Consider the following 18,903-nt stretch of genomic DNA (forward strand, 5'->3'; position numbering starts at 1 on the left):
CGGCCGGCCGGGCGTCAGAGGTACTCGTCGCGCTCGTCGCCCGGGACCTCGGTCGCCTGCTCGCTCACGTCGGCCTCGTTCGCGTCGTCGCGCGGGGCGACGTGCGGGGGTGCCGGCACGTACTCCTCGGCCGACCTCCCGCCGGCGTCGGGTGCCGGGGTGTCGAGCCGCAGCTCGTCGTCGACGGGGCGCTGGTCCGCGTCCGCGTGGGCGTCGACGGGCGTGAAGACGTCGGCGGGCAGCAGCCCGGCGTCGCGCGAGGCCTCCTGGCCGGGGACGGTGCTCATGGTGTCCTCCCTGGGGTCGGCGTGCCCGTCCATCGTGACCCGGGGGGTCCGTGCGCGCCACCGACGCGCGTCACCCGAGGGGCCGGCCGCGGCGTCGGCGGCCGGTGCCGCCGCCCGGGCTCAGCCGCGGACGGGCAGGAGGGCCCAGGCCACGTGCGACCAGCGGCCCAGCGCCTCGAGCGGCCCGTGCGGCACGACGAGGTCGGCGGACGGCACGTCGTGCACGCGCCCGCTCGACGGCTCGTACACGGCGAAGCCCTCGGCGGTGCGCCGCGTGAGCAGCACGACGTGCCGCGGGACCGCGCTCGCGGGGCCGCCCGACAGGTCGCCCCCCGTGTACAGCGGGACGGGGACCCCGCGGTCGAGCGCACGGCCCGCGCGGACCAGCACGCGCGTGACCTCGCTCGGCCGGCTGTCGTCGACGAGCACCGAGCGGTACGCGACGCCCGGGTAGCGCGCGACCCGCGCCGCACCCCACGGGGGCGTCCCGAGCGCGGTGGGCCACGGGAGGAGCCCGAGCACGGCGCGCGCGTTGCTGCGGCGCTTGAGCGCCTCCTGGAGGGCGCCGAAGCGGCCGGCGGGGCCCGGGGCGTCGTCCACGTCACGCAGCTCGGCGGGCTCGTGGCCCGCGATGCGCTCGCCCGTGACGAGCCAGTAGGCGAGCGTCGGGTCGCCGGCCGCGGCGAGCATCGCCAGGACCGCCGAGCCGCAGGTCGTGCCGTCGGTCTGCCGCGCCGCGGCGGTGCCGAGCCGCAGCACGTCGCTTCCCCGCGCCGGCGTCAGCGGGCGCTCGACCTGGGCACGCTCGCGCGCGGGCAGGTCGGCGACCGCGTCGGCGGCGCGGGCGGCGGCACGCCGCGACGCACCGGCCGCGACGGCGCGGGCGACGAGGTCCGCGTGCGCACCGGGGCGGGCCGCCGCCGCCGGCTCCCCGGGCACCGGGCGCACGGAGCCCGACGCGCGCGCCGGGACCACCGCGCGGGCGGCTGTGGCGGGCGCAGCGGGCACCGGCTGCACACCGAGGGTCCGGAGCACGGTCGTGAGCTGGAGGTGACGCAGCGCGGGCATCCGGCCAGTCTGCCGCACGGCCGGTCGCGCGGCGGACCGGCCCCTCAGGCCTCGATGCGGTCCAGCAGCAGCGTGCGGGGCGTGGCCGCGCCGTCCGCCTCGACCGTCGCGGCGCCGGCCAGCACCTCGCGCGCGCGCTCGAACCGCTCCGGGGTGTCGGTGTGCAGCGTGAGCAGCGGCTGCCCGGCGCGCACGGTGTCGCCCGGCTTGGCGTGGAGCTCGACGCCGGCGCCGGCCTGCACCGGGTCCTCCTTGCGCGCGCGCCCGGCGCCGAGGCGCCACGCGGCAACCCCGACGGCGTAGGCGTCGAGCGAGGTGAGCACGCCGTCGGCGGGTGCGAGGACCTGCTCGGTCTCGCGGGCCACCGGCAGCGGCGCGTCGACGTCCCCGCCCTGCGCGGCGATCATCGCGCGCCAGACGTCCATCGCACGCCCGTCGGCCAGCGCGGCGGCCGGGTCCGCGTCGGGGCGGCCCGCGGCGTCGAGCATCTCGCGCGCCAGCGCGACCGTGAGCTCGACGACGTCCGCCGGTCCCCCGCCCGCCAGCACCTCGAGCGACTCCCGGACCTCGAGCGCGTTCCCCGCGGTCAGGCCGAGCGGGGTCGACATGTCGGTGAGCAGAGCGACGGTCCGCACGCCCGCGTCGGTGCCGAGCGCGACCATCGTGCGCGCGAGCTCGCGGGCCCGGTCGGCGTCCTTCATGAACGCGCCCGTGCCGACCTTGACGTCGAGCACGAGCGAGCCGGTGCCCTCGGCGATCTTCTTGCTCATGATCGAGCTCGCGATGAGCGGGATCGCCTCGACCGTGCCGGTGACGTCGCGCAGCGCGTAGAGCTTGCGGTCGGCGGGGGCGAGCCCGGCGCCGGCCTGGCAGATCACGGCGCCGACGGACTCGAGCTGCGCCATCATCTCGTCGTTCGTGAGCTCGGCGCGCCAGCCCGGGATGGCCTCGAGCTTGTCGAGCGTCCCCCCGGTGTGGCCGAGCCCGCGGCCCGAGAGCTGCGGGACGGCGACGTCGAACACGGCCACGAGCGGCGCGAGCGGCAGCGTGATCTTGTCGCCGACCCCGCCGGTCGAGTGCTTGTCGGCCGTCGGGCGCGAGAGCCCCGAGAAGTCCATGCGCTCGCCGCTCGCGATCATCGCGGCGGTCCACCGCGCGATCTCCGCCCGGTCCATGCCGTTGAGCAGGATCGCCATCGCGAGCGCCGACATCTGCTCCTCGGCGACGACCCCGCGCGTGTACGCGTCGAGCACCCAGTCGATCTGGCCGTCGCTCAGGCGCCCGCCGTCGCGCTTGGTCCGGATGACGTCGACCGCGTCGAAGCCCTCGCTCATGCTGTCCCTCGTTCCACCAGGTCGGCGGGCCCGAACGCGTCCGGGAGCACCTCGGTCATCGGCTTGATGCCGCTCACGGTCTCGACGAGCAGCGCGGGCCCGCCGTGCTCCCACAGGAGCTGGCGGCACCGGCCGCACGGCATGAGCGCGTTGCCGTGGGCGTCGACGCAGACGAACGCGACGAGCCGGCCGCCGCCGCTCACGTGCAGCGCCGAGACGAGCGCGCACTCGGCGCACAGCGTCAGGCCGTACGACGCGTTCTCGACGTTGCAGCCGACGACGACGCGGCCGTCGTCCACGAGCGCCGCGACGCCCACGGGGAAGCGGGAGTACGGCACGTAGGCGCGGGTCATGACGTCGAGCGCGGCCGCGCGCAGGGCGGCCCAGTCGATCTCGGGGGCGGGGCTGTCGGTCATCGGCAGGCTCACTTCACGTAGGGGATGCCCTCGGCGGCGGGCGCGCGCACGCGGCCCACGAGGCCGGCGACGGCGAAGATGGTCGCGAGGTACGGGAGCATCGCGAGGAACTGGCTGGGCACGGGCGACCCGAGGTTGCCGAGCACCTGGCGCAGCGAGTCGGCGAAGCCGAACAGCAGCGCCGCGGCGAGCGCACCCTTGGGGCTCCACCGGCCGAGGATCATCGCCGCGAGCGCGATGTACCCGCGGCCCGCGGTGAGCTCCTTGGTGAACGCGAGCCCGGCCGCGACGAGCGCCGCGCCGCCGAGGCCCGCGACGGCCCCGCCGAGCACCGTGTTCTTGACGCGCGTGAGGTTGACCGGGATGCCGACCGTGTCCGCGGCCTTGGGGTGCTCGCCGACCGACCGCATGCGCAGCCCCCACCGGCTGCGGAACACCATGACCTGGAGCACGGCGACCGCGACGTACATGAGGTAGACCACGAGGGAGTGGTTGAACAGCACCGGTCCGACGACGGGGATCTGCGACAGGAACGGGATCGGCAGCGTGGGCAGGCGCGGCGGGGAGTTGAACGACTGCGGGTTCTGCGTGAGGACCGTCGAGAACAGGTAGTTCGTCACGCCGATGACCAGCACGTTGAGCACGACGCCGACGATGATCTGGTCGACGCGGTACCGCACGGCGAACAGCACCAGGCCCAGCCCGACGATCGCACCGGCGATCGGCGCCGCGATGAGGCCCGTGTACGGGTTGCCCGTGAGGCTCGCGACGACGACCGCGAGGAAGGCCCCGGCGAGGAGCTGGCCCTCGATCGCGATGTTGATGATGCCCGAGCGCTCGCACAGGATCCCGGCGAGCGACCCGAAGATCAGCGGCACCGACAGCGTCAGTGCGCCAGTCAGCAGCACCGTGAGGGGCAGCGCGTTGTCGTTGCCGGCCATGACCCACACGAGGAACGCCACCAGGATCAGGAACCCGAAGACGACGGGGACCCACGTGGCGACCGTGCGGCGCGCGAGCGTCTCCCGGGTGACCCACGCGGTCAGCCCGAGCGCGAGCACCGACAGGACGATCGCGGTGAGCCGGGACGGCACCGCGAACGGGGCGATGTCCACGAGGTCACGGCTCGACGCCACGATGAACCGGGTGGTCTCGTCGGCCGGCGTGAGCAGACCGAAGACCACGAGCGAGATCAGGGAGACGACCCCGTAGACGACCGGCCCGCGCCAGCCGACCTTCGCCTGGACCATGGGGGCCGAGCCGGGCGCGTCGAGCTCGACGGGCTGCGAGGGCTGCGGGTCCGCGACGGTGCTCACGCGTGGGCCTCCTTCTTCTTCGTCGAGCCGGCGATGCCCGCGGCCCAGTGCAGCGCGGAGAACCGGCGCACGAGCGGCGGTGCCGCGATGAGCAGCACGATCGACGCCTGGATGACCTGGACGATGTCGATGGGCGTGCCCGCCGACGACTGCATGAGCGGCGAGCCGGCCCGCAGCGCGCCGAACAGCAGCGCCGCGAGGACCGTGCCGAGCGGCGTGGAGCGCCCGAGCAGCGCCACGGTGATCGCATCGAACCCGATCGACCCCGCGCTCGACGCCTGCAGCTGCTTGTCCGTGCCGAGGATCTGCGCCGCTCCGCCGAGCCCGGCGAGGCCACCGGCGACGAGCATCACGAGGACGAACATCAGGTTGACCCGGATGCCGGCCGTGCGCGCCGCGCGCTGGTTGGCGCCGACCGCCCGGAAGCGGAAGCCGAGCGTCGAGCGCTCGAGCAGCCACCAGACGCCGACGGCCGCGAGCAGCGCGAGCAGGAAGCCCGCGTGCAGCCGGAAGCTCGGCCCGAGCAGCAGCGGGAGCTGCGCGGTGTCCGCGACCGCGGGCGAGATCGGTCGCGTGCCGCCCTGCCGCAGCAGGCTCGTGGTCAGCAGGTAGGAGATGAGCTGGAACGCGATCGAGTTGAGCATGATCGTGACGATCACCTCGTTGGCGCCCGTCCGGGCCTTGAGGACGCCCGCGATCCCGGCCCACGCGGCACCGGCCGCGACGCCCGCGAGGCACGCGAGCGCGACGTGCACGCCGGCCGGGGCGTCGAACGCGATGCCGACGTACGTCGCGGCCGCGGCACCGAGGAGCACCTGGCCCTGCGCACCGATGTTGAACAGCCCCGAGCGGAACGCGACCGCGAGCCCGAGGCCCGCGAAGATGAGCGGCACGGACGCCGTCATCGTCTCGGTGATCGGCCGCACGCGGCGGAGCCCGGTCGCCTGGTAGTCGAAGATGGCGCCGCGGAACAGCGTCGAGTACGCCGCGTACACCGACTCCCACACCGCGCCGAAGAAGTCGCTCGGGCGGGCGAACAGGTAGGCGGCGGTGCGCTGCACGTCCTGGTCGGCCGCCGCCACGAGGATCGAGGAGGCGACCAGCGCCAGCACGATCGCGGTGGCGATCAGCAGCCACGAGCTGTCGAGCATCTGCTGGAGGACGCCGCGCCGCTCGTGCTCGTGCTTCGGGGTGGCGGAGGGCGCCACGAGGGTGTCGGTCACGAGAGCTCCTGGTCGGCAGCGGCGTCGGCGTCGGCGAGCGCCGTGTGGTGCTCGGCGGCCTGGACCTGGGCCTGCTGCAGCGGGACACCGGCCATCATGAGGCCGAGGACGTCGCGCGGGGTGCCGGCGGGGACGACGCCGACGATCCGCCCGCGGTACATGACGGCGATCCGGTCGGCGAGCGCGAGCACCTCGTCGAGCTCGGTCGAGACGATGATCACGGCCGTGCCGTTGTCGCGCTCGGCGACGATCCGCTTGTGCACGAACTCGATCGAGCCGACGTCGAGCCCGCGGGTCGGCTGGGACGCCACGAACAGGCACAGGGGCCGGGACATCTCGCGCGCGAGGACGACCTTCTGCTGGTTGCCGCCCGAGAGCGTGCTGATCGGGTCCTGCGCCGAGGTCATGCGGACGTCGAACTCCTGCGTGCGGGTCGCGGCGTTCTCGGCGACGCGCGCCGGGCTCAGCGAGCCGGCCTTCGCGAACGGCGGCTGCGCGTGCAGGTCGAGGATGAGGTTCTCGGCGATCGAGAAGCTCGAGATGAGCCCGTCGGTGCTGCGGTCCTCGGGGACGAACCCGACGCCGGCGCGCAGCACCTCGTCGACGCTGCGGCCGAGCAGCTCGTCGCCGTCGAGCAGCACCGAGCCCGCGGTCGCGTGCTGCAGGCCGAGGATCGTCTCGGCGAGCTCCGACTGGCCGTTGCCCTGGACGCCGGCGATCGCGAGGATCTCCCCCGCGTGCACGTCGAACGAGATGCCGTCGACGACGCGCGTCCCCACCGGGCTGATGACCGTGAGGTCGCGCACCTGGAACGTCGCGGCGCCGGGCTGCGCGGGGGCCTTCTCGACGCCCAGGCTCACCGAGCGGCCGACCATCTGCGACGCGAGCGACGTCTCGGGGTCCTGCGGGCTCGCGGTGCCGACGACCTTGCCGCGGCGGATCACGGTGATCCGGTCGGCGACGGCGCGGACCTCGCGGAGCTTGTGCGTGATGAAGACGATCGACGTCCCGGCGTCCTTGAGCTGGCGCATGATCGCGATGAGCTCGTCCGTCTCCTGGGGCGTGAGCACCGCGGTCGGCTCGTCGAGGATCAGCACGCGCGCGTCGCGCGAGAGCGCCTTGATGATCTCGACGCGCTGCTGGACGCCGACGGGCAGGTCCTCGACGAGCGCGTCCGGGTCGACGTCGAACCCGAAGCGGTCGGAGATCTGCGTGACGCGGCGGCGCGCCTCTGCGAGGTCGAGGAGGCGCCCGGCCCCGCGCACGGGCTCGTGCCCGAGGACCACGTTCTCGGCGACGGTGAACACGGGGACGAGCATGAAGTGCTGGTGGACCATGCCGATCCCGGCGGCCATCGCCTCGCCGGGCCCGCCGAACGCGACGGGGCGGTCGTCGACCAGGATCTCGCCGTCGTCGGGCGTGTAGAGCCCGTAGAGCGTGTTCATCAGGGTCGACTTGCCGGCGCCGTTCTCGCCGAGCAGGGCGTGGATCTCGCCGGGCTCGACCACGAGGTCGATGTGGTCGTTGGCCACAAGCGCACCGAAGCGCTTGGTGATGCCCCGTAGCTCGAGCTTCACGTGGACACCGCTCCTTCGTCTGGTCCTGGGTGCACCCTAGCCACGGTGTGGCCCCCCGCAGCGGCGGCGGGCCGGTGCCGGCGGGCCCGGACCCCGTCGTCCGGTGCGGGCCGTCGCGGCGCGCAGGCCGATGGCCCGGGCAGGTGCGCTCCCCGGGCCATCGGTCCGTGCTGCGGTGCGTGCGTCGTGCTGTGGTGCTGCCGTGCTGCGTGCTCGTCGTCAGCTGGTCGCGCTGACCGACTCCACGACGAGGTCGCCCGCGATGATCTGCTCGCGCAGCTCGTCGATCGTCGACTGCAGGTCCGCCGGGACGGTGTCCTCGAAGTCGTGCAGCGGGGCGATGTCCACGCCGCCGTTCTCGAGCGTGCCGACGTACGGCTCGGAGGAGAACTCGCCGTCGACCGCGGCCGAGACCGTGTCGAAGACCGAGTTGCCGATGAGCTTGATGACCGAGGTCAGCAGCAGCGACTGGTACTGCTCGTTCGACGCCTGCTCGTAGCCGTCGGAGTCGACCCAGATGACCGAGACGCCCTCGGCCTGGCTCGCGGCGTTGAGCGCACCGGCGCCCACGGGGCCCGCGACGGGGAGGATGACGTCGGCGCCCGAGGCGATGAACTGCTCGGTCGTGGTGCGGCCGGCCTCGGTGTCGGAGAAGTTCCCGATCATCGAGCCGTCCTGCGCCTCCTTGTCCCAGCCGAGGACCTTGACGGTGGTGCCGTTGTCCTCGTTGTACCGGGCGACGCCGTCGACGAAGCCGTCCATGAAGATCGTCACGGACGGGAACGGCTGACCGCCGAACGTCGCGACCGTGCCGGTCTTCGACGTGCCCGCGGCGAGGTAGCCGGCGAGGAACGCGGCCTCCTGCGTGTTGAACAGGAGCGGCTTGGCGTTCTCGAGCTCGACGGGCTGGAACGACTCGTCGGAGAACGCGCTGTCGACGAGCGCGAAGTGCAGGTCGGGGTTGGCCTCGGCCGCCGCCTGGATGGCGTCCTCGAGCGCGAAGCCGACACCGATGATGAGGTCGCAGCTCTCCTGGACCATCGAGTCGACGTTGGCCGTGTACTGGCCGGGGTCGGACGACTCGGCGGAGCGGATCTCGATCCCGAGCTCGGACTCGGCACGCTCGAGACCCTCGAAGCCGGACTGGTTGAACGACGCGTCGTCGAACCCGCCCTCGTCGGAGACCATGCAGGCCTTGAAGTCGACGCCCTCGGCGGCCGTCGTCTCACCGGTGCTGGGCGTCTCCTCCTCGGGCGCGCTGGCGCACGCGGCGAGCGTGAGGGCAAGGGCCCCGCTGAGGGCGGCCACACGGATCATCTTCTTCACGCGACACTCCTGGTTCTCGGTCGTTCGTCGGGGCCCGCGGGGCGGTCGTGCCCGACGCGACGGTGCGGCGGGCACGGACGATGCTGCCCGACGTCCATGCCCGCACAGTAGGCGGGCTCCGGTGACGGGAGTGTTACCGGCGGGTACGTCCGGGGGTTCCGTTACCCACTTGGAACATTCGCTCACGCGATGGGACGACGCGTCCCGCAACGCGGACTCACCCGGACGTGGCGCCCCGGCGCCGCACGGCACGTGCTCGTCGCCCGGTCGCCCGCGGACGAGCCTACGGCCGCCCGGCCAGGACCGCAGCGCGCGCGAGCACGAGCGCCGCGACGTCGATCGCGCGCTCGTCGACCACGAGGTCGCCCTGGTGGATGTCGTAGGTGTGGCCGCCCGGCGTGCGCGTGCCGAGCCGGGCCATCGCCCCGGGGACCTTCGTGAGGTACCACGCGAAGTCCTCGCCGCCGAGCGACTGCTCGGTCAGCACCACGGAGTCCTCGCCGATGACGTCGAGCGCGGCCGCCTCGAGGATCCCCGTGCTGCGGGCGTCGTTCTCGACGGGCGGGACGCCGCGCTGGTGCCGCACCTCGACCTCGACGTCGAACGGCGCGACCAGCTGCGCCACGGCGTCGTGGAACACGCGCGACGCGAGCTCCCAGGCCCGCACGTCGAGGCAGCGGAGCGTCCCGCGCACGGTGCCGGTCGACGGGATGGCGTTGTGCGCGGTCCCGGCCTGGACCATCCCCCACGTGAGGTTGACGCCCGAGCGCGGGTCGAGCCGTCGGCCGAGCACCGCGGGGACGCCCGTGATGACCTGGCCGAGGGCGAACACGACGTCGCCCGTGAGGTGCGGGCGGGACGTGTGGCCGCCGTCGCCCGTGATCGTCACCGTGACCTCGTCGGACGCCGAGGTGATCGGGCCGATCCGCGTGCCGACGTGGCCCACGTCGGTCTTGGGGTCGCAGTGCACCCCGAAGATCCGCCCGACGCCGTCGAGCCCGCCGGCCGCGATCACGTCGAGCGCGCCACCGGGCTGCACCTCCTCGGCCGGCTGGAAGATCAGCCGCACGCCGGTCGGGAGGTCACCGGCTTCCGCGAGCTGCGCGAGCACGAGGCCCGCCCCCAGGACGCCCACGGTGTGCACGTCGTGGCCGCACGCGTGCGCGACCCCCGGGACGGTCGACGTCCACGGCGCGCCGCACCGGTCCTGCACCGGGAGCGCGTCCATGTCGGCGCGCAGCGCGATGCGACGGCGTCCCGTCGTGACCGCACCGGGCCCGATGTCGCAGACCAGGCCCGTGCCGGGCAGCAGGTGCGGCTCGAGCCCCGCGGCGCGCAGCCGGTCCGCGACGACCTTCGTCGTGCGCTGCTCGGTGCGCCCCAGCTCGGGGTGCGCGTGCAGGTCACGGCGGATCTCGATGAGCTCGTCGTGCAGGGGCGCGAGGCGCGGGATCAGGTCGGAGCGGTCGTCAGGCACGCTCCCGAGCGTAGTCGGGCGCCCTCAGAGCAGGTCCTCGCGTCCGCGGGCGCGCCACCCGTCGACCGCCGACTTCACCGTCTGGGCGTGCGCGCGGGTCGTGACGAGCAGCGCGTCGGGGGTGTCGACGACGACGGCGTCCCGGACCCCGATCACCGTGACCGCGCGCGCCGCTCCGCCCAGCACGAGGGCGCCGGGGGCGTCGATCCGGAGCACCCCGGCGTCGTCCCCGAGCGTGCGGGAGCCGTCGTCCCCGCCCGCGGCGCCGGCTCCGGCCGGCGCTGCGAGCAGCGAGCCGAGCGACGCGAAGTCGCCGACGTCGTCCCACGTGAAGTCGCCGGGCACGACCGCGACCCCGCCCGCGGCGGCGACGGGCTCCGCGATGGCGTGGTCGATCGCGATCCTGGTGAGCCCCGGCCACACCCGCGCGAGCACCTCGGCGCGGTCCGGGCCGTCCCACGCGCGGGCGATCTCCCGCAGGCCGTCGTGCAGCGTCGGGAGCTGGGCCGCGAGGTGGTCGAGGAGCACGCGCGCCCGCACGAGGAACATGCCCGCGTTCCAGCGGTACTCCCCGGTCGCGAGGTACGCGGCCGCGGTCTCGGCGTCCGGCTTCTCGGTGAACCCCGCGGCGTGCCGTGCGCTGGGGGCGCCCTCGGCGCCGAGGGGCCCGCCCGAGCGCACGTACCCGAACGCCGTGGACGGCTCGGTCGCCGCGATGCCGACCGTGACCACGTACCCGGCCTGCGCCGCCGCGACGCCCTCGCGCACCGTCCGCTCGAACGCCTCCGCGCCGTCGATGACGTGGTCGGCCGCGAACGAGCCGAGCACGACGTCCTCGCCGTGCCGCTCGAGCAGGACCGCCGCGGCCAGGCCGATCGCGGCCATCGAGTCGCGCGGCGACGGCTCGGCGAGCACGTCGGAGGCCGCGAGCTCCGGCAGCTGCGCGGAGACGGCCGCCGCGTGCCGCTCCCCCGTGACCACGAGGACGCCGCCCGGTCCCGTCAGCGGGAGCAGCCGGTCGACCGTGCCCTGCAGCAGGGTGCGTCCCGTCCCCGTGAGGTCGAGCAGGAACTTGGGCGCACCCGCCCGCGACAGGGGCCACAGGCGGGTGCCGGCGCCGCCGGCCGGGACGACGGCGTGGAAGTGGGCGACAGGGCTGGTCATCCGGGCAGGGTACCGAGCCCCGGCCGCGCCCCGGCACGCCGCCGGACGCCGCCCCGACCTACCCTGGACCGGTGCCCGACGACCGCCCCGACGGCCCCCGCCGCGCGCCCCGCGGCCCCGAGCGCTTCCTCGTGCGGGGGCGCCTCGAGCGGCTCCCGCGCCGCCGCGCCGACCGCGACCTCGTGATCAGCTACCTCGCGAGCCGCACGCTGCCGGTGCACCAGCCCGTGACCGAGCGCGAGCTCACCGACCGGCTGGCGACGCTCGCGGCCGACCCGGTGGGGCTGCGGCGCGAGATGGTCGACGCGGGGCTCGTGACCCGCACGCGCGACGGCGCGGAGTACTGGCGCACGCACGTCACGGAGTTCGACTTCCCGTGACGGAGCGCCCCTCCTACGCCACTCCCCGCACCGGCGCGGAGGCGTCCCGGAGTGTGGACTTGCTCACAAAGTGTCATCACAAGGGCCTGCCGACCCCTGCGTGGGGCTGCGGCGTGGGAACGGGTCACTATGGTGGGAGGCGAACGGACACCGTCGTCGGACCGCGTCGTCAGAGCTGCTGCCGGGACCGGCAGCCAGCGCCGAACCAGCGGCTGGCTCGTGTCGTCGACCTGACTGTCAGGAGGCCTCCCCCGTGCCCACCGCACCGGCCGGAACGCTCTACCGAGGGCGTGAGGGCATGTGGTCGTGGGTCGCGCACCGCGTGACCGGCGTCCTGATCTTCTTCTTCCTCCTCGTGCACGTGCTCGACACGTCGCTCGTGCGCGTCTCCCCGGAGGCGTACAACGCCGTCATCGGGACGTACAAGAACCCGATCATGGGGCTCGGCGAGGCCGGCCTCGTCGCGGCGATCGTGTTCCACGCCTACAACGGCCTGCGCCTGATCCTGATCGACTTCTGGGACAAGGGCGCGAAGTACCAGCGCGTGCTGCTCTGGGTCGTGATGGGCCTGTTCGTGGTGACCATGGCCGGCTTCCTGCCGCGCCACCTGATGCACGTCTTCGGGGGCGAGTGATGACAACGACGTCCACGCCGATCCCGGCCCCCCGCTCCTCGGGCGGCCCCACGATCGTCCCCACGGTGTCCCGCAACCGGCGCACCACGCGCGGGAACACCGAGCTCTACGGCTGGCTCTTCATGCGCGTGTCGGGCGTCGTCCTGGTCGCGCTGATCTTCGGCCACCTCTTCGTGAACCTCGTCCAGGGCGAGGGCATCAACGCGATCGACTTCGGCTTCGTGGCCGGCAAGTGGTCCTCGCCGTTCTGGCAGACGTGGGACCTGCTCATGCTCTGGCTCGCGATGATCCATGGGACCAACGGCGTGCGCACGATCATCAACGACTACGCGGAGCGCGACCGCACCCGCATCGTGCTCAAGCTCGCGCTCTACACGTCGTTCGTCGTCGTGGTCGTGCTCGGCACGCTCGTCATCTTCACGTTCGACCCGTGCCCCGCGAACAGCCCCGCGGACCTCCTGCCCTCCTTCTGCACCGCCTGACGGACCGATCGTCGCCACGGCACCCGCCGCGGCACCCGCGCGCCGACGGGCACCCACTCGCCACCCGGCACCGACTCCCACACAGGAGGCATCGACACCGATGCAGACCCATCAGTACGACGTCGTCATCGTCGGTGCCGGCGGCGCGGGCATGCGCGCCGCGCTCGAGTCCTCCGACCGGGCCCGCACGGCCGTCATCTCCAAGCTCTTCCCCACGCGCTCCCACACGGGCGCCGCGCAGGGCGGCATGTGCGCCGCGCTCGCGAACGTCGAGGAGGACAACTGGGAGTGGCACACGTTCGACACCGTCAAGGGCGGCGACTACCTCGTCGACCAGGACGCCGCCGAGGTCATGGCCAAGGAGGCCATCGACGCGGTGCTCGACCTCGAGAAGATGGGCCTGCCGTTCAACCGCACGCCCGAGGGCCGCATCGACCAGCGCCGGTTCGGCGGGCACACCCGCAACCACGGCGAGGCCGCGGTGCGTCGCTCGTGCTACGCCGCGGACCGCACCGGCCACATGATCCTGCAGACGCTGTACCAGCAGTGCGTGAAGAACGACGTCGAGTTCTTCAACGAGTTCTACGTGCTCGACATCCTGCTCTCGCACGACCTCGTCGGCGGCGAGATCCCCGACGGCGAGGACGTCGCCGTGAGCGGCGTCGTGGCCTACGAGCTCGCGACCGGCGAGATCCACCTGTTCCGCGCCAAGTCGGTCGTGCTCGCGACCGGCGGCGCCGGGAAGATCTACAAGACGACGTCGAACGCGCACACCCTCACCGGCGACGGCATGGCACTCGCGTACCGCCGCGGCATCCCGCTCGAGGACATGGAGTTCTTCCAGTTCCACCCGACCGGCCTCGCGGGCCTCGGCATCCTGCTCTCGGAGGCCGCGCGCGGCGAGGGCGGCATCCTGCGCAACGGCGAGGGCGAGCGCTTCATGGAGCGGTACGCCCCGACGATCAAGGACCTCGCGCCCCGCGACATCGTCGCCCGGTCGATGGCGAACGAGGTCCGTGAGGGCCGCGGTGCAGGCCCCGACAAGGACTACGTGCTGCTCGACCTCACGCACCTCGAGCCCGCGCACATCGACGCGAAGCTCCCGGACATCACCGAGTTCGCGCGCACCTACCTCGGCATCGAGCCCTACACCGAGCCTGTGCCCGTCTACCCGACCGCGCACTACGCGATGGGCGGCGTCCCGACCAACATCGAGACCGCGGTGCTGCGCAACAACACCGACTTCGTGCGCGGGCTGTTCGCGGCCGGCGAGGTCGCGTGCGTCTCGGTGCACGGCTCGAACCGCCTCGGCACCAACTCGCTGCTCGACATCAACGTGTTCGGCAAGCGCGCCGGGCTCGCCGCCGCGGCCTACGCCTCGACGGCCGACTGGGTCGAGGTCCCCGAGGACCCCGAGACCGGCGTCGTCGCCGAGCTCGAGGAGATGCGCGCCCGCGCCGTCGGGGACCGCGTCGCCGACGTCCGCCGCGACCTGCAGCAGACCATGGACGCGAACGCCCAGGTGTTCCGCACCGAGGAGTCGCTCATCCAGGCGCTCAAGGACGTGCGCGAGCTCCAGGCGCGCTACCGCAACGTCTCGGTCCAGGACAAGGGCCGGACGTTCAACACCGACCTGCTCGAGGCGCTCGAGCTCGGCTTCCTGCTCGACATCGCCGAGGTCGTCGTCGTGGGTGCCCTCAACCGCCAGGAGTCGCGCGGCGGGCACTTCCGGGAGGACTTCCCGGCCCGCGACGACGAGGCGTACATGCAGCACACGATGGCCTACCGGCGCCCCTCGGGCGTCGCCGCGCCGTCCACCCCGGTGAGCGTGGAGGCGGCCGCCGCGGTCGCCGCCGAGACGCCCGGCACCCATGACGTCGCGCTCGGGTACAAGCCCGTGGTCGTGACCCGCTACCAGCCGATGGAGCGCAAGTACTGATGACGACTCAGCTCGACGACTCCCCCGGCACCTCGTCGACGCCGGACACCAAGGTCGGCGCGATCCCGAGCTTCGACGTGACGCTCAAGATCCGCCGCTACACGCCCGAGACGCACGGCGACGAGGCGTACTGGCAGGAGTTCACGGTCACGGTGCACGGCACCGACCGTCTCCTCGACGCGCTGCACAAGGTCAAGTGGGACCTCGACGGCTCGCTGACGTTCCGCCGCTCGTGCGCGCACGGCGTGTGCGGCTCGGACGCGATGCGGATCAACGGCCGCAACCGGCTGGCGTGCAAGACGCTGCTCAAGGACCTCAACCCGAGCAAGCCGATCACGGTCGAGCCCATCAAGGGCCTGCCGGTGATCAAGGACCTCGTGGTCGACATGGAGCCGTTCTTCGCGTCGTACCGCGAGATCATGCCGTTCCTCATCACGACGGGGAACGAGCCGACCAAGGAGCGGCTGCAGTCCGCTGCCGAGCGCGAGCGGTTCGACGACACCACGAAGTGCATCCTGTGCGCCGCGTGCACGTCGTCGTGCCCGGTGTTCTGGACCGACGGGCAGTACTTCGGCCCCGCCGCGATCGTCAACGCGCACCGGTTCATCTTCGACAGCCGCGACGAGGGCGGCACGCAGCGGCTCGAGATCCTCAACGACAAGGAGGGCGTCTGGCGCTGCCGGACGACCTTCAACTGCACCGAGGCCTGCCCTCGCGGCATCGAGGTCACCAAGGCGATCAAGGAGGTCAAGCGCGCGATGATCACCCGCGCGTTCTGACCGCCCGCACGACCGCGACGACGGCCCTGCCCCGGGCGGCTCACCACGAGCCCTCCGGCGCGGGGCCTCGTGCGTCTCAGCGCCTGACGGCTGCTGCCGCGGCGGCTGCCGCGTCCCGCTGCGGTGACGCGGCCGCGGGCGCACCCTCGGTGCGCGACGCAGGCTCCTCCGGGCAGTCCGGCGCGGCGTCCGGCAGCGGCGGGTCCGCCGTCCACGCGGCCGCGAGCAGCACGATCCGGGCGATGAGGTTCATCCACACGAGCAGCGTCACGATCACGGTGAACGACGCGAAGAGGGCGTTGCGGTCCACGCTGCCGGCGACGACGGACGTCCCGAGGAGCCGCACGACCCCGATCCCGGTCGCGGCGATGATCGCGCCGCCCCGCAGGTCGACCCAGTCGGGCCGCTGCCCGGCGAGCACGTAGACGAGCAGCAGGAACGTCGCGCCGTCGACCACGAACGCCACGGCGATGCCGAGGACGCGCACGACGACACCGGTGGTCTCCTCGAGCCCGAGGAGGTCCAGGAGCCAGTCGGCAGCGGTCGTGACAGCCACGCTGAGCACCGCGGACACCAGCACCGCGAACGCCATGCCCGCGAACCCCACGACGGCGCGCAGCCGGCTCTGGAAGATGTTGCCGTCGTCCCCGCCGAGGGCGTCGAACATCGCCCGGACGGCGGTGCGCATGGCGGCCACGGCCGTGGTCGCGCTCACGACCAGCACCACCACGGCGATGATGCCGGCGACACTCAGCCCGGCGGTCAGGACGAGGTCCTCGGGCTTGATCAACCCGTCGTCGGCCCCGGTGTCCACCAGCCCCGGGAAGGTCGCGGAGATCGTCGCCAGGACGTCGTCCCGCAGCCCGACGTTGCGCCCGAGGAACGTCATGAACAGGGTGTACCCGAGCGTCAGGCCCGCGAACACCGAGAACAGCGCCGCGTAGGCGATACCGCCGCTGAGCACCCCACCACCGGCAGCACCGAACCGTGCCTGTGCTCGGGCCGCGCGGGTCTGCTGCCACCACGCGAACAGCGCCTTGGCCCGCGCGAGGATGCTCTGCTTCACGCGCGCCACGGGACGCAGCCCCGCGGCGACGTCGGCACGGTCGGTGACCGTGGCGTGCGCCTTCCCGGCCCCCCGGGCGGCGCGGGCCTCGTCGGTGCTCACCATGCACCGACCCTAGGAGCGGCGTGACCGCCCGGCATCCGGAGCGGCCCGCGTCGTGCTGTGCCACCCGCACGCGCCCGGACCGGGGCGCGGTGGCCGACCCGGTCCGCGCGGCTCGCCGGGTCTGCTCAGCCCGTGGAGGCGGCGACCGGCCGCCCGGCGAGCGCGAAGTCGCGCACGGGGCGCCACACCTCGTCGTCGCCGTGCTCGAACGACTGGATCGTCGCGACCTCGAACGACGCGTCGAAGTCGACGAGCTCGTCGAACGCCCGGTCGAGGCTCGCGTCCGGGACCTCGTGCGCGACCGTGACGTGCGGGTGGTAGTTGAAGCGCAGCTCCTGCGCGAGGGGCCCGGAGCGGACGTCGCGCTCGAGGCCCTCGCAGCCGGCGATGCCGTCGGCGACCTGCACGAACACGACCGGCGAGACCGGCCGGAACGTCCCGGTGCCCCGCAGGTGCACGACGAACGGCTGGTGCCGCGCCGCGACGCGGGTCAGGTGCTCCTCGACCAGGGCGACGTCGGCGAGGTCCACGACGGTCGGCCCGAGCAGCGTGATGTGCGGCGGGATGAGCGGGGCGGCGGGGTCGCCGAAGCGCCCGCGCGCGGCCTGGAGCTCCGGTCCGAACGGCGCGGGCACCGTGATCGCGACGCCGATCCGGACCTGGTCCTCGGTGCGCGGCGGAAGCCTCACGCGCGCACCCGCACCCGCCGCCGGAGCAGACCCGTGCGGTCGTAGATGCGCTCGAGCGTCGCCCGGGCGAGGTCCTGCGCGCGCTCGGCACCGTCGGCGAGCACGTCGTCGAGCGCCGCCGGGTCGGCGAGGTAGCCGTTCGCCCGCTCCTGGAAGGGCCGCAGGAAGTCGACGACGACCTCGGCCAGGTCCTTCTTCAGGTCGCCGTAGCCACGGCCCGCGTACTCGGCCTCGATCGTGGCGACGTCACGGCCCGTGAGCGCCGAGTAGATCGTCAGGAGGTTCGCGATGCCGGGCTTGGCCTCGGGGTCGAACCGGATCTCCCGCTCGGCGTCCGTGACCGCCGAGCGGATCCGCTTGGCCACGACCTTGGGGTCGTCGAGCAGCTCGATGATGCCGTTCGGGTTCGCCGACGACTTGCTCATCTTCGCCGTCGGCTCCTGCAGGTCGTAGATCTTCGCCGTCGCGCGCACGATGTGCGCCTCGGGGACGACCGCGGTGCCGGCACCGAAGCGCGCGTTGAGGCGCTGCGCGAGGTCGCGCGTGAGCTCGAGGTGCTGGCGCTGGTCCTCGCCCACGGGCACGAGGGCCGTGTCGTAGAGCAGGATGTCCGCCGCCATGAGGACCGGGTACGTGAACAGGCCCACGGTCGTGCCCTCGGCGCCGTAGCGGCCGGACTTGTCCTTGAACTGCGTCATCCGGCCGGCCTCGCCGAAGCCGGTGTGGCACGACAGGACCCACGCGAGCTCGGCGTGCTCGGGGACGTGCGACTGCACGAACAGGATCGACCGCTCGGGGTCGACGCCGGCCGCGAGGTACTGCGCGGCCGTCCTGCGGGTCCGGTCGCGCAGCACCGCCGGGTCGGGCGACACCGTGAGCGCGTGCAGGTCCACGACGCAGTAGAGCGCGTCGTACGACTCCTGCAGCGCGACCCACTGGGTCAGCGCGCCGAGGTAGTTGCCGAGGTGGAGCGAGTCGGACGTGGGCTGCATCCCCGAGAAGATGCGTGCTCGCTGCGTCGCAGAAGACATTGCGCCATTCTGTCAGGCGCAGAGGCGTGCTGAGGCCCAGGACGGGCCGGTCGCCGGCCCCGCCGGGCCGCGGGCGTGCCCGGGACGGCTCAGGTGGCCTCGTCGTCGAACGGGGCGGGCTCCCCCGCCCGGAGGTCGGCAGCCTCACGAGGGCCCCGCGTCGTCGAGCCGTTGCGCGCCGCGTACGCCGCCGCAGAGCCCGCGACCGCACCGGGACGCTCACCGCGGCCGGGCGTCACGTCGTCGAGCAGCGCCTCGCGGACGATGCGGCGCGGGTCGTAGCGGCGCGGGTCCAGCGCCGCCCAGTCGACGTCACGGACCTCGTCGCCGAGCTCCTCGTCGACGCGCTCCTTGGTGTCCCGCAGGAACACACGCGCGCGCCGCGCCCACCGGCCGAGCTGCTCGGCGTACGCGGGCAGGCGCTCCGGCCCGATGACGAGGACGGCGACGATGAGCAGGACGATGAGCTCGCCGCCGTTGATGTCGAACACGGGCTCAGGCTACCCCGGCGCCGGTCGCCGGTCGTCGTGCGCCGGGACGCGAGGTCGCGCAGCCCGATGTCACCCCGGCCGGCCCCACCCCGGACGTCGCAGCGGCAGCCGCGCGGCGT

General features: G+C 73.6%; 19 protein-coding genes. 5 read left to right on the top strand and 14 right to left on the bottom strand.

Translation table 11 applies throughout. From position 1 onward, the window contains the following. Window positions 1-14: 14 nt before the first annotated feature. The 10 genes from NXY84_RS15475 to NXY84_RS15520 all read right to left on the bottom strand — a co-directional run bounded on the left by NXY84_RS15475 (window position 15) and on the right by NXY84_RS15520 (window position 11,188). Window positions 15-287 carry a hypothetical protein gene (locus NXY84_RS15475; protein WP_258723946.1) on the bottom strand — a complete coding sequence of 91 codons (273 nt, stop codon included), beginning with the start codon at window positions 285-287 and terminating at the stop codon, window positions 15-17. A 120-nt stretch (window positions 288-407) separates the two neighbouring features. Next, on the bottom strand, window positions 408-1,355 hold the full coding sequence (locus NXY84_RS15480; protein ID WP_258723947.1) for a hypothetical protein: 948 nt from the start codon (window positions 1,353-1,355) through the stop codon (window positions 408-410). Between the two features lie 44 nt (window positions 1,356-1,399). Beyond that, window positions 1,400-2,689, bottom strand: coding sequence for a thymidine phosphorylase (locus NXY84_RS15485; protein WP_258723948.1), 1,290 nt, complete (start codon window positions 2,687-2,689; stop codon window positions 1,400-1,402). Further along, window positions 2,686-3,105, bottom strand: coding sequence for a cytidine deaminase (locus tag NXY84_RS15490; protein ID WP_258723949.1), 420 nt, complete (start codon window positions 3,103-3,105; stop codon window positions 2,686-2,688). The genes NXY84_RS15485 and NXY84_RS15490 overlap by 4 nt, the downstream gene beginning before the upstream one ends. Before the next feature lie 8 nt (window positions 3,106-3,113). After that, a complete protein-coding gene (locus tag NXY84_RS15495; RefSeq protein WP_396126251.1) occupies window positions 3,114-4,421 on the bottom strand; it encodes an ABC transporter permease in 1,308 nt (435 codons plus the stop codon). Next, window positions 4,418-5,644 (bottom strand): ABC transporter permease, encoded by a 1,227-nt coding sequence (locus tag NXY84_RS15500; protein WP_258723950.1) that lies wholly within the window; start codon window positions 5,642-5,644, stop codon window positions 4,418-4,420. The genes NXY84_RS15495 and NXY84_RS15500 overlap by 4 nt, the downstream gene beginning before the upstream one ends. Then, entirely contained in the window at window positions 5,641-7,221 is a 1,581-nt protein-coding gene (locus NXY84_RS15505) for an ABC transporter ATP-binding protein (RefSeq protein ID WP_258723951.1), read from the bottom strand. The genes NXY84_RS15500 and NXY84_RS15505 overlap by 4 nt, the downstream gene beginning before the upstream one ends. Before the next feature lie 219 nt (window positions 7,222-7,440). Continuing rightward, a complete protein-coding gene (locus NXY84_RS15510; protein ID WP_258723952.1) occupies window positions 7,441-8,547 on the bottom strand; it encodes a BMP family lipoprotein in 1,107 nt (368 codons plus the stop codon). A 283-nt stretch (window positions 8,548-8,830) separates the two neighbouring features. After that, on the bottom strand, window positions 8,831-10,024 hold the full coding sequence (locus NXY84_RS15515) for an amidohydrolase (protein ID WP_258723953.1): 1,194 nt from the start codon (window positions 10,022-10,024) through the stop codon (window positions 8,831-8,833). Between the two features lie 24 nt (window positions 10,025-10,048). Next, window positions 10,049-11,188, bottom strand: a complete 1,140-nt coding sequence (locus NXY84_RS15520; RefSeq protein ID WP_258723954.1) for a mannose-1-phosphate guanylyltransferase — start codon at window positions 11,186-11,188, stop codon at window positions 10,049-10,051. A gap of 71 nt (window positions 11,189-11,259) precedes the next feature. Between NXY84_RS15520 and NXY84_RS15525 the strand changes: the two genes are divergently transcribed. From NXY84_RS15525 to NXY84_RS15545, 5 genes are all read left to right on the top strand, one after another. Continuing rightward, window positions 11,260-11,568: a DUF2087 domain-containing protein gene (locus tag NXY84_RS15525; protein WP_258723955.1), complete on the top strand. Its 309-nt coding sequence runs from the start codon at window positions 11,260-11,262 to the stop codon at window positions 11,566-11,568. Between the two features lie 253 nt (window positions 11,569-11,821). Continuing rightward, window positions 11,822-12,202 (top strand): succinate dehydrogenase, cytochrome b556 subunit, encoded by a 381-nt coding sequence (gene sdhC / locus NXY84_RS15530; RefSeq protein WP_258723956.1) that lies wholly within the window; start codon window positions 11,822-11,824, stop codon window positions 12,200-12,202. Continuing rightward, window positions 12,202-12,684 (top strand): succinate dehydrogenase hydrophobic membrane anchor subunit, encoded by a 483-nt coding sequence (locus NXY84_RS15535; protein ID WP_258723957.1) that lies wholly within the window; start codon window positions 12,202-12,204, stop codon window positions 12,682-12,684. Before sdhC ends, NXY84_RS15535 begins: the two co-directional genes overlap by 1 nt. Before the next feature lie 100 nt (window positions 12,685-12,784). After that, the gene (sdhA, locus tag NXY84_RS15540) at window positions 12,785-14,623 is read left to right on the top strand and encodes a succinate dehydrogenase flavoprotein subunit (RefSeq protein WP_258723958.1); all 1,839 of its coding nucleotides are present in this window, start codon (window positions 12,785-12,787) and stop codon (window positions 14,621-14,623) included. Then, window positions 14,623-15,402 carry a succinate dehydrogenase iron-sulfur subunit gene (locus tag NXY84_RS15545; protein WP_034631666.1) on the top strand — a complete coding sequence of 260 codons (780 nt, stop codon included), beginning with the start codon at window positions 14,623-14,625 and terminating at the stop codon, window positions 15,400-15,402. The genes sdhA and NXY84_RS15545 overlap by 1 nt, the downstream gene beginning before the upstream one ends. A 76-nt stretch (window positions 15,403-15,478) precedes the next feature. Here the strand turns inward: NXY84_RS15545 and NXY84_RS15550 are convergent, their stop codons facing one another. The 4 genes from NXY84_RS15550 to NXY84_RS15565 form a co-directional block, all read right to left on the bottom strand. After that, on the bottom strand, window positions 15,479-16,573 hold the full coding sequence (locus tag NXY84_RS15550) for a YihY/virulence factor BrkB family protein (protein WP_258723960.1): 1,095 nt from the start codon (window positions 16,571-16,573) through the stop codon (window positions 15,479-15,481). A gap of 125 nt (window positions 16,574-16,698) precedes the next feature. Beyond that, complete coding sequence (locus NXY84_RS15555; RefSeq protein WP_258723961.1) at window positions 16,699-17,262, bottom strand: 2'-5' RNA ligase family protein; 564 nt, start codon at window positions 17,260-17,262, stop codon at window positions 16,699-16,701. After that, window positions 17,259-18,293: a tryptophan--tRNA ligase gene (gene trpS / locus NXY84_RS15560; protein ID WP_258723962.1), complete on the bottom strand. Its 1,035-nt coding sequence runs from the start codon at window positions 18,291-18,293 to the stop codon at window positions 17,259-17,261. Before trpS ends, NXY84_RS15555 begins: the two co-directional genes overlap by 4 nt. 89 nt (window positions 18,294-18,382) lie before the next feature. Then, window positions 18,383-18,784: a twin-arginine translocase TatA/TatE family subunit gene (locus NXY84_RS15565; protein WP_258723963.1), complete on the bottom strand. Its 402-nt coding sequence runs from the start codon at window positions 18,782-18,784 to the stop codon at window positions 18,383-18,385. Between the last annotated feature and the right edge of the window lie 119 nt (window positions 18,785-18,903).

It is taken from the genome of Cellulomonas sp. NS3, assembly GCF_024757985.1.
Taxonomy (GTDB): Bacteria; Actinomycetota; Actinomycetes; order Actinomycetales; family Cellulomonadaceae; genus Cellulomonas_A.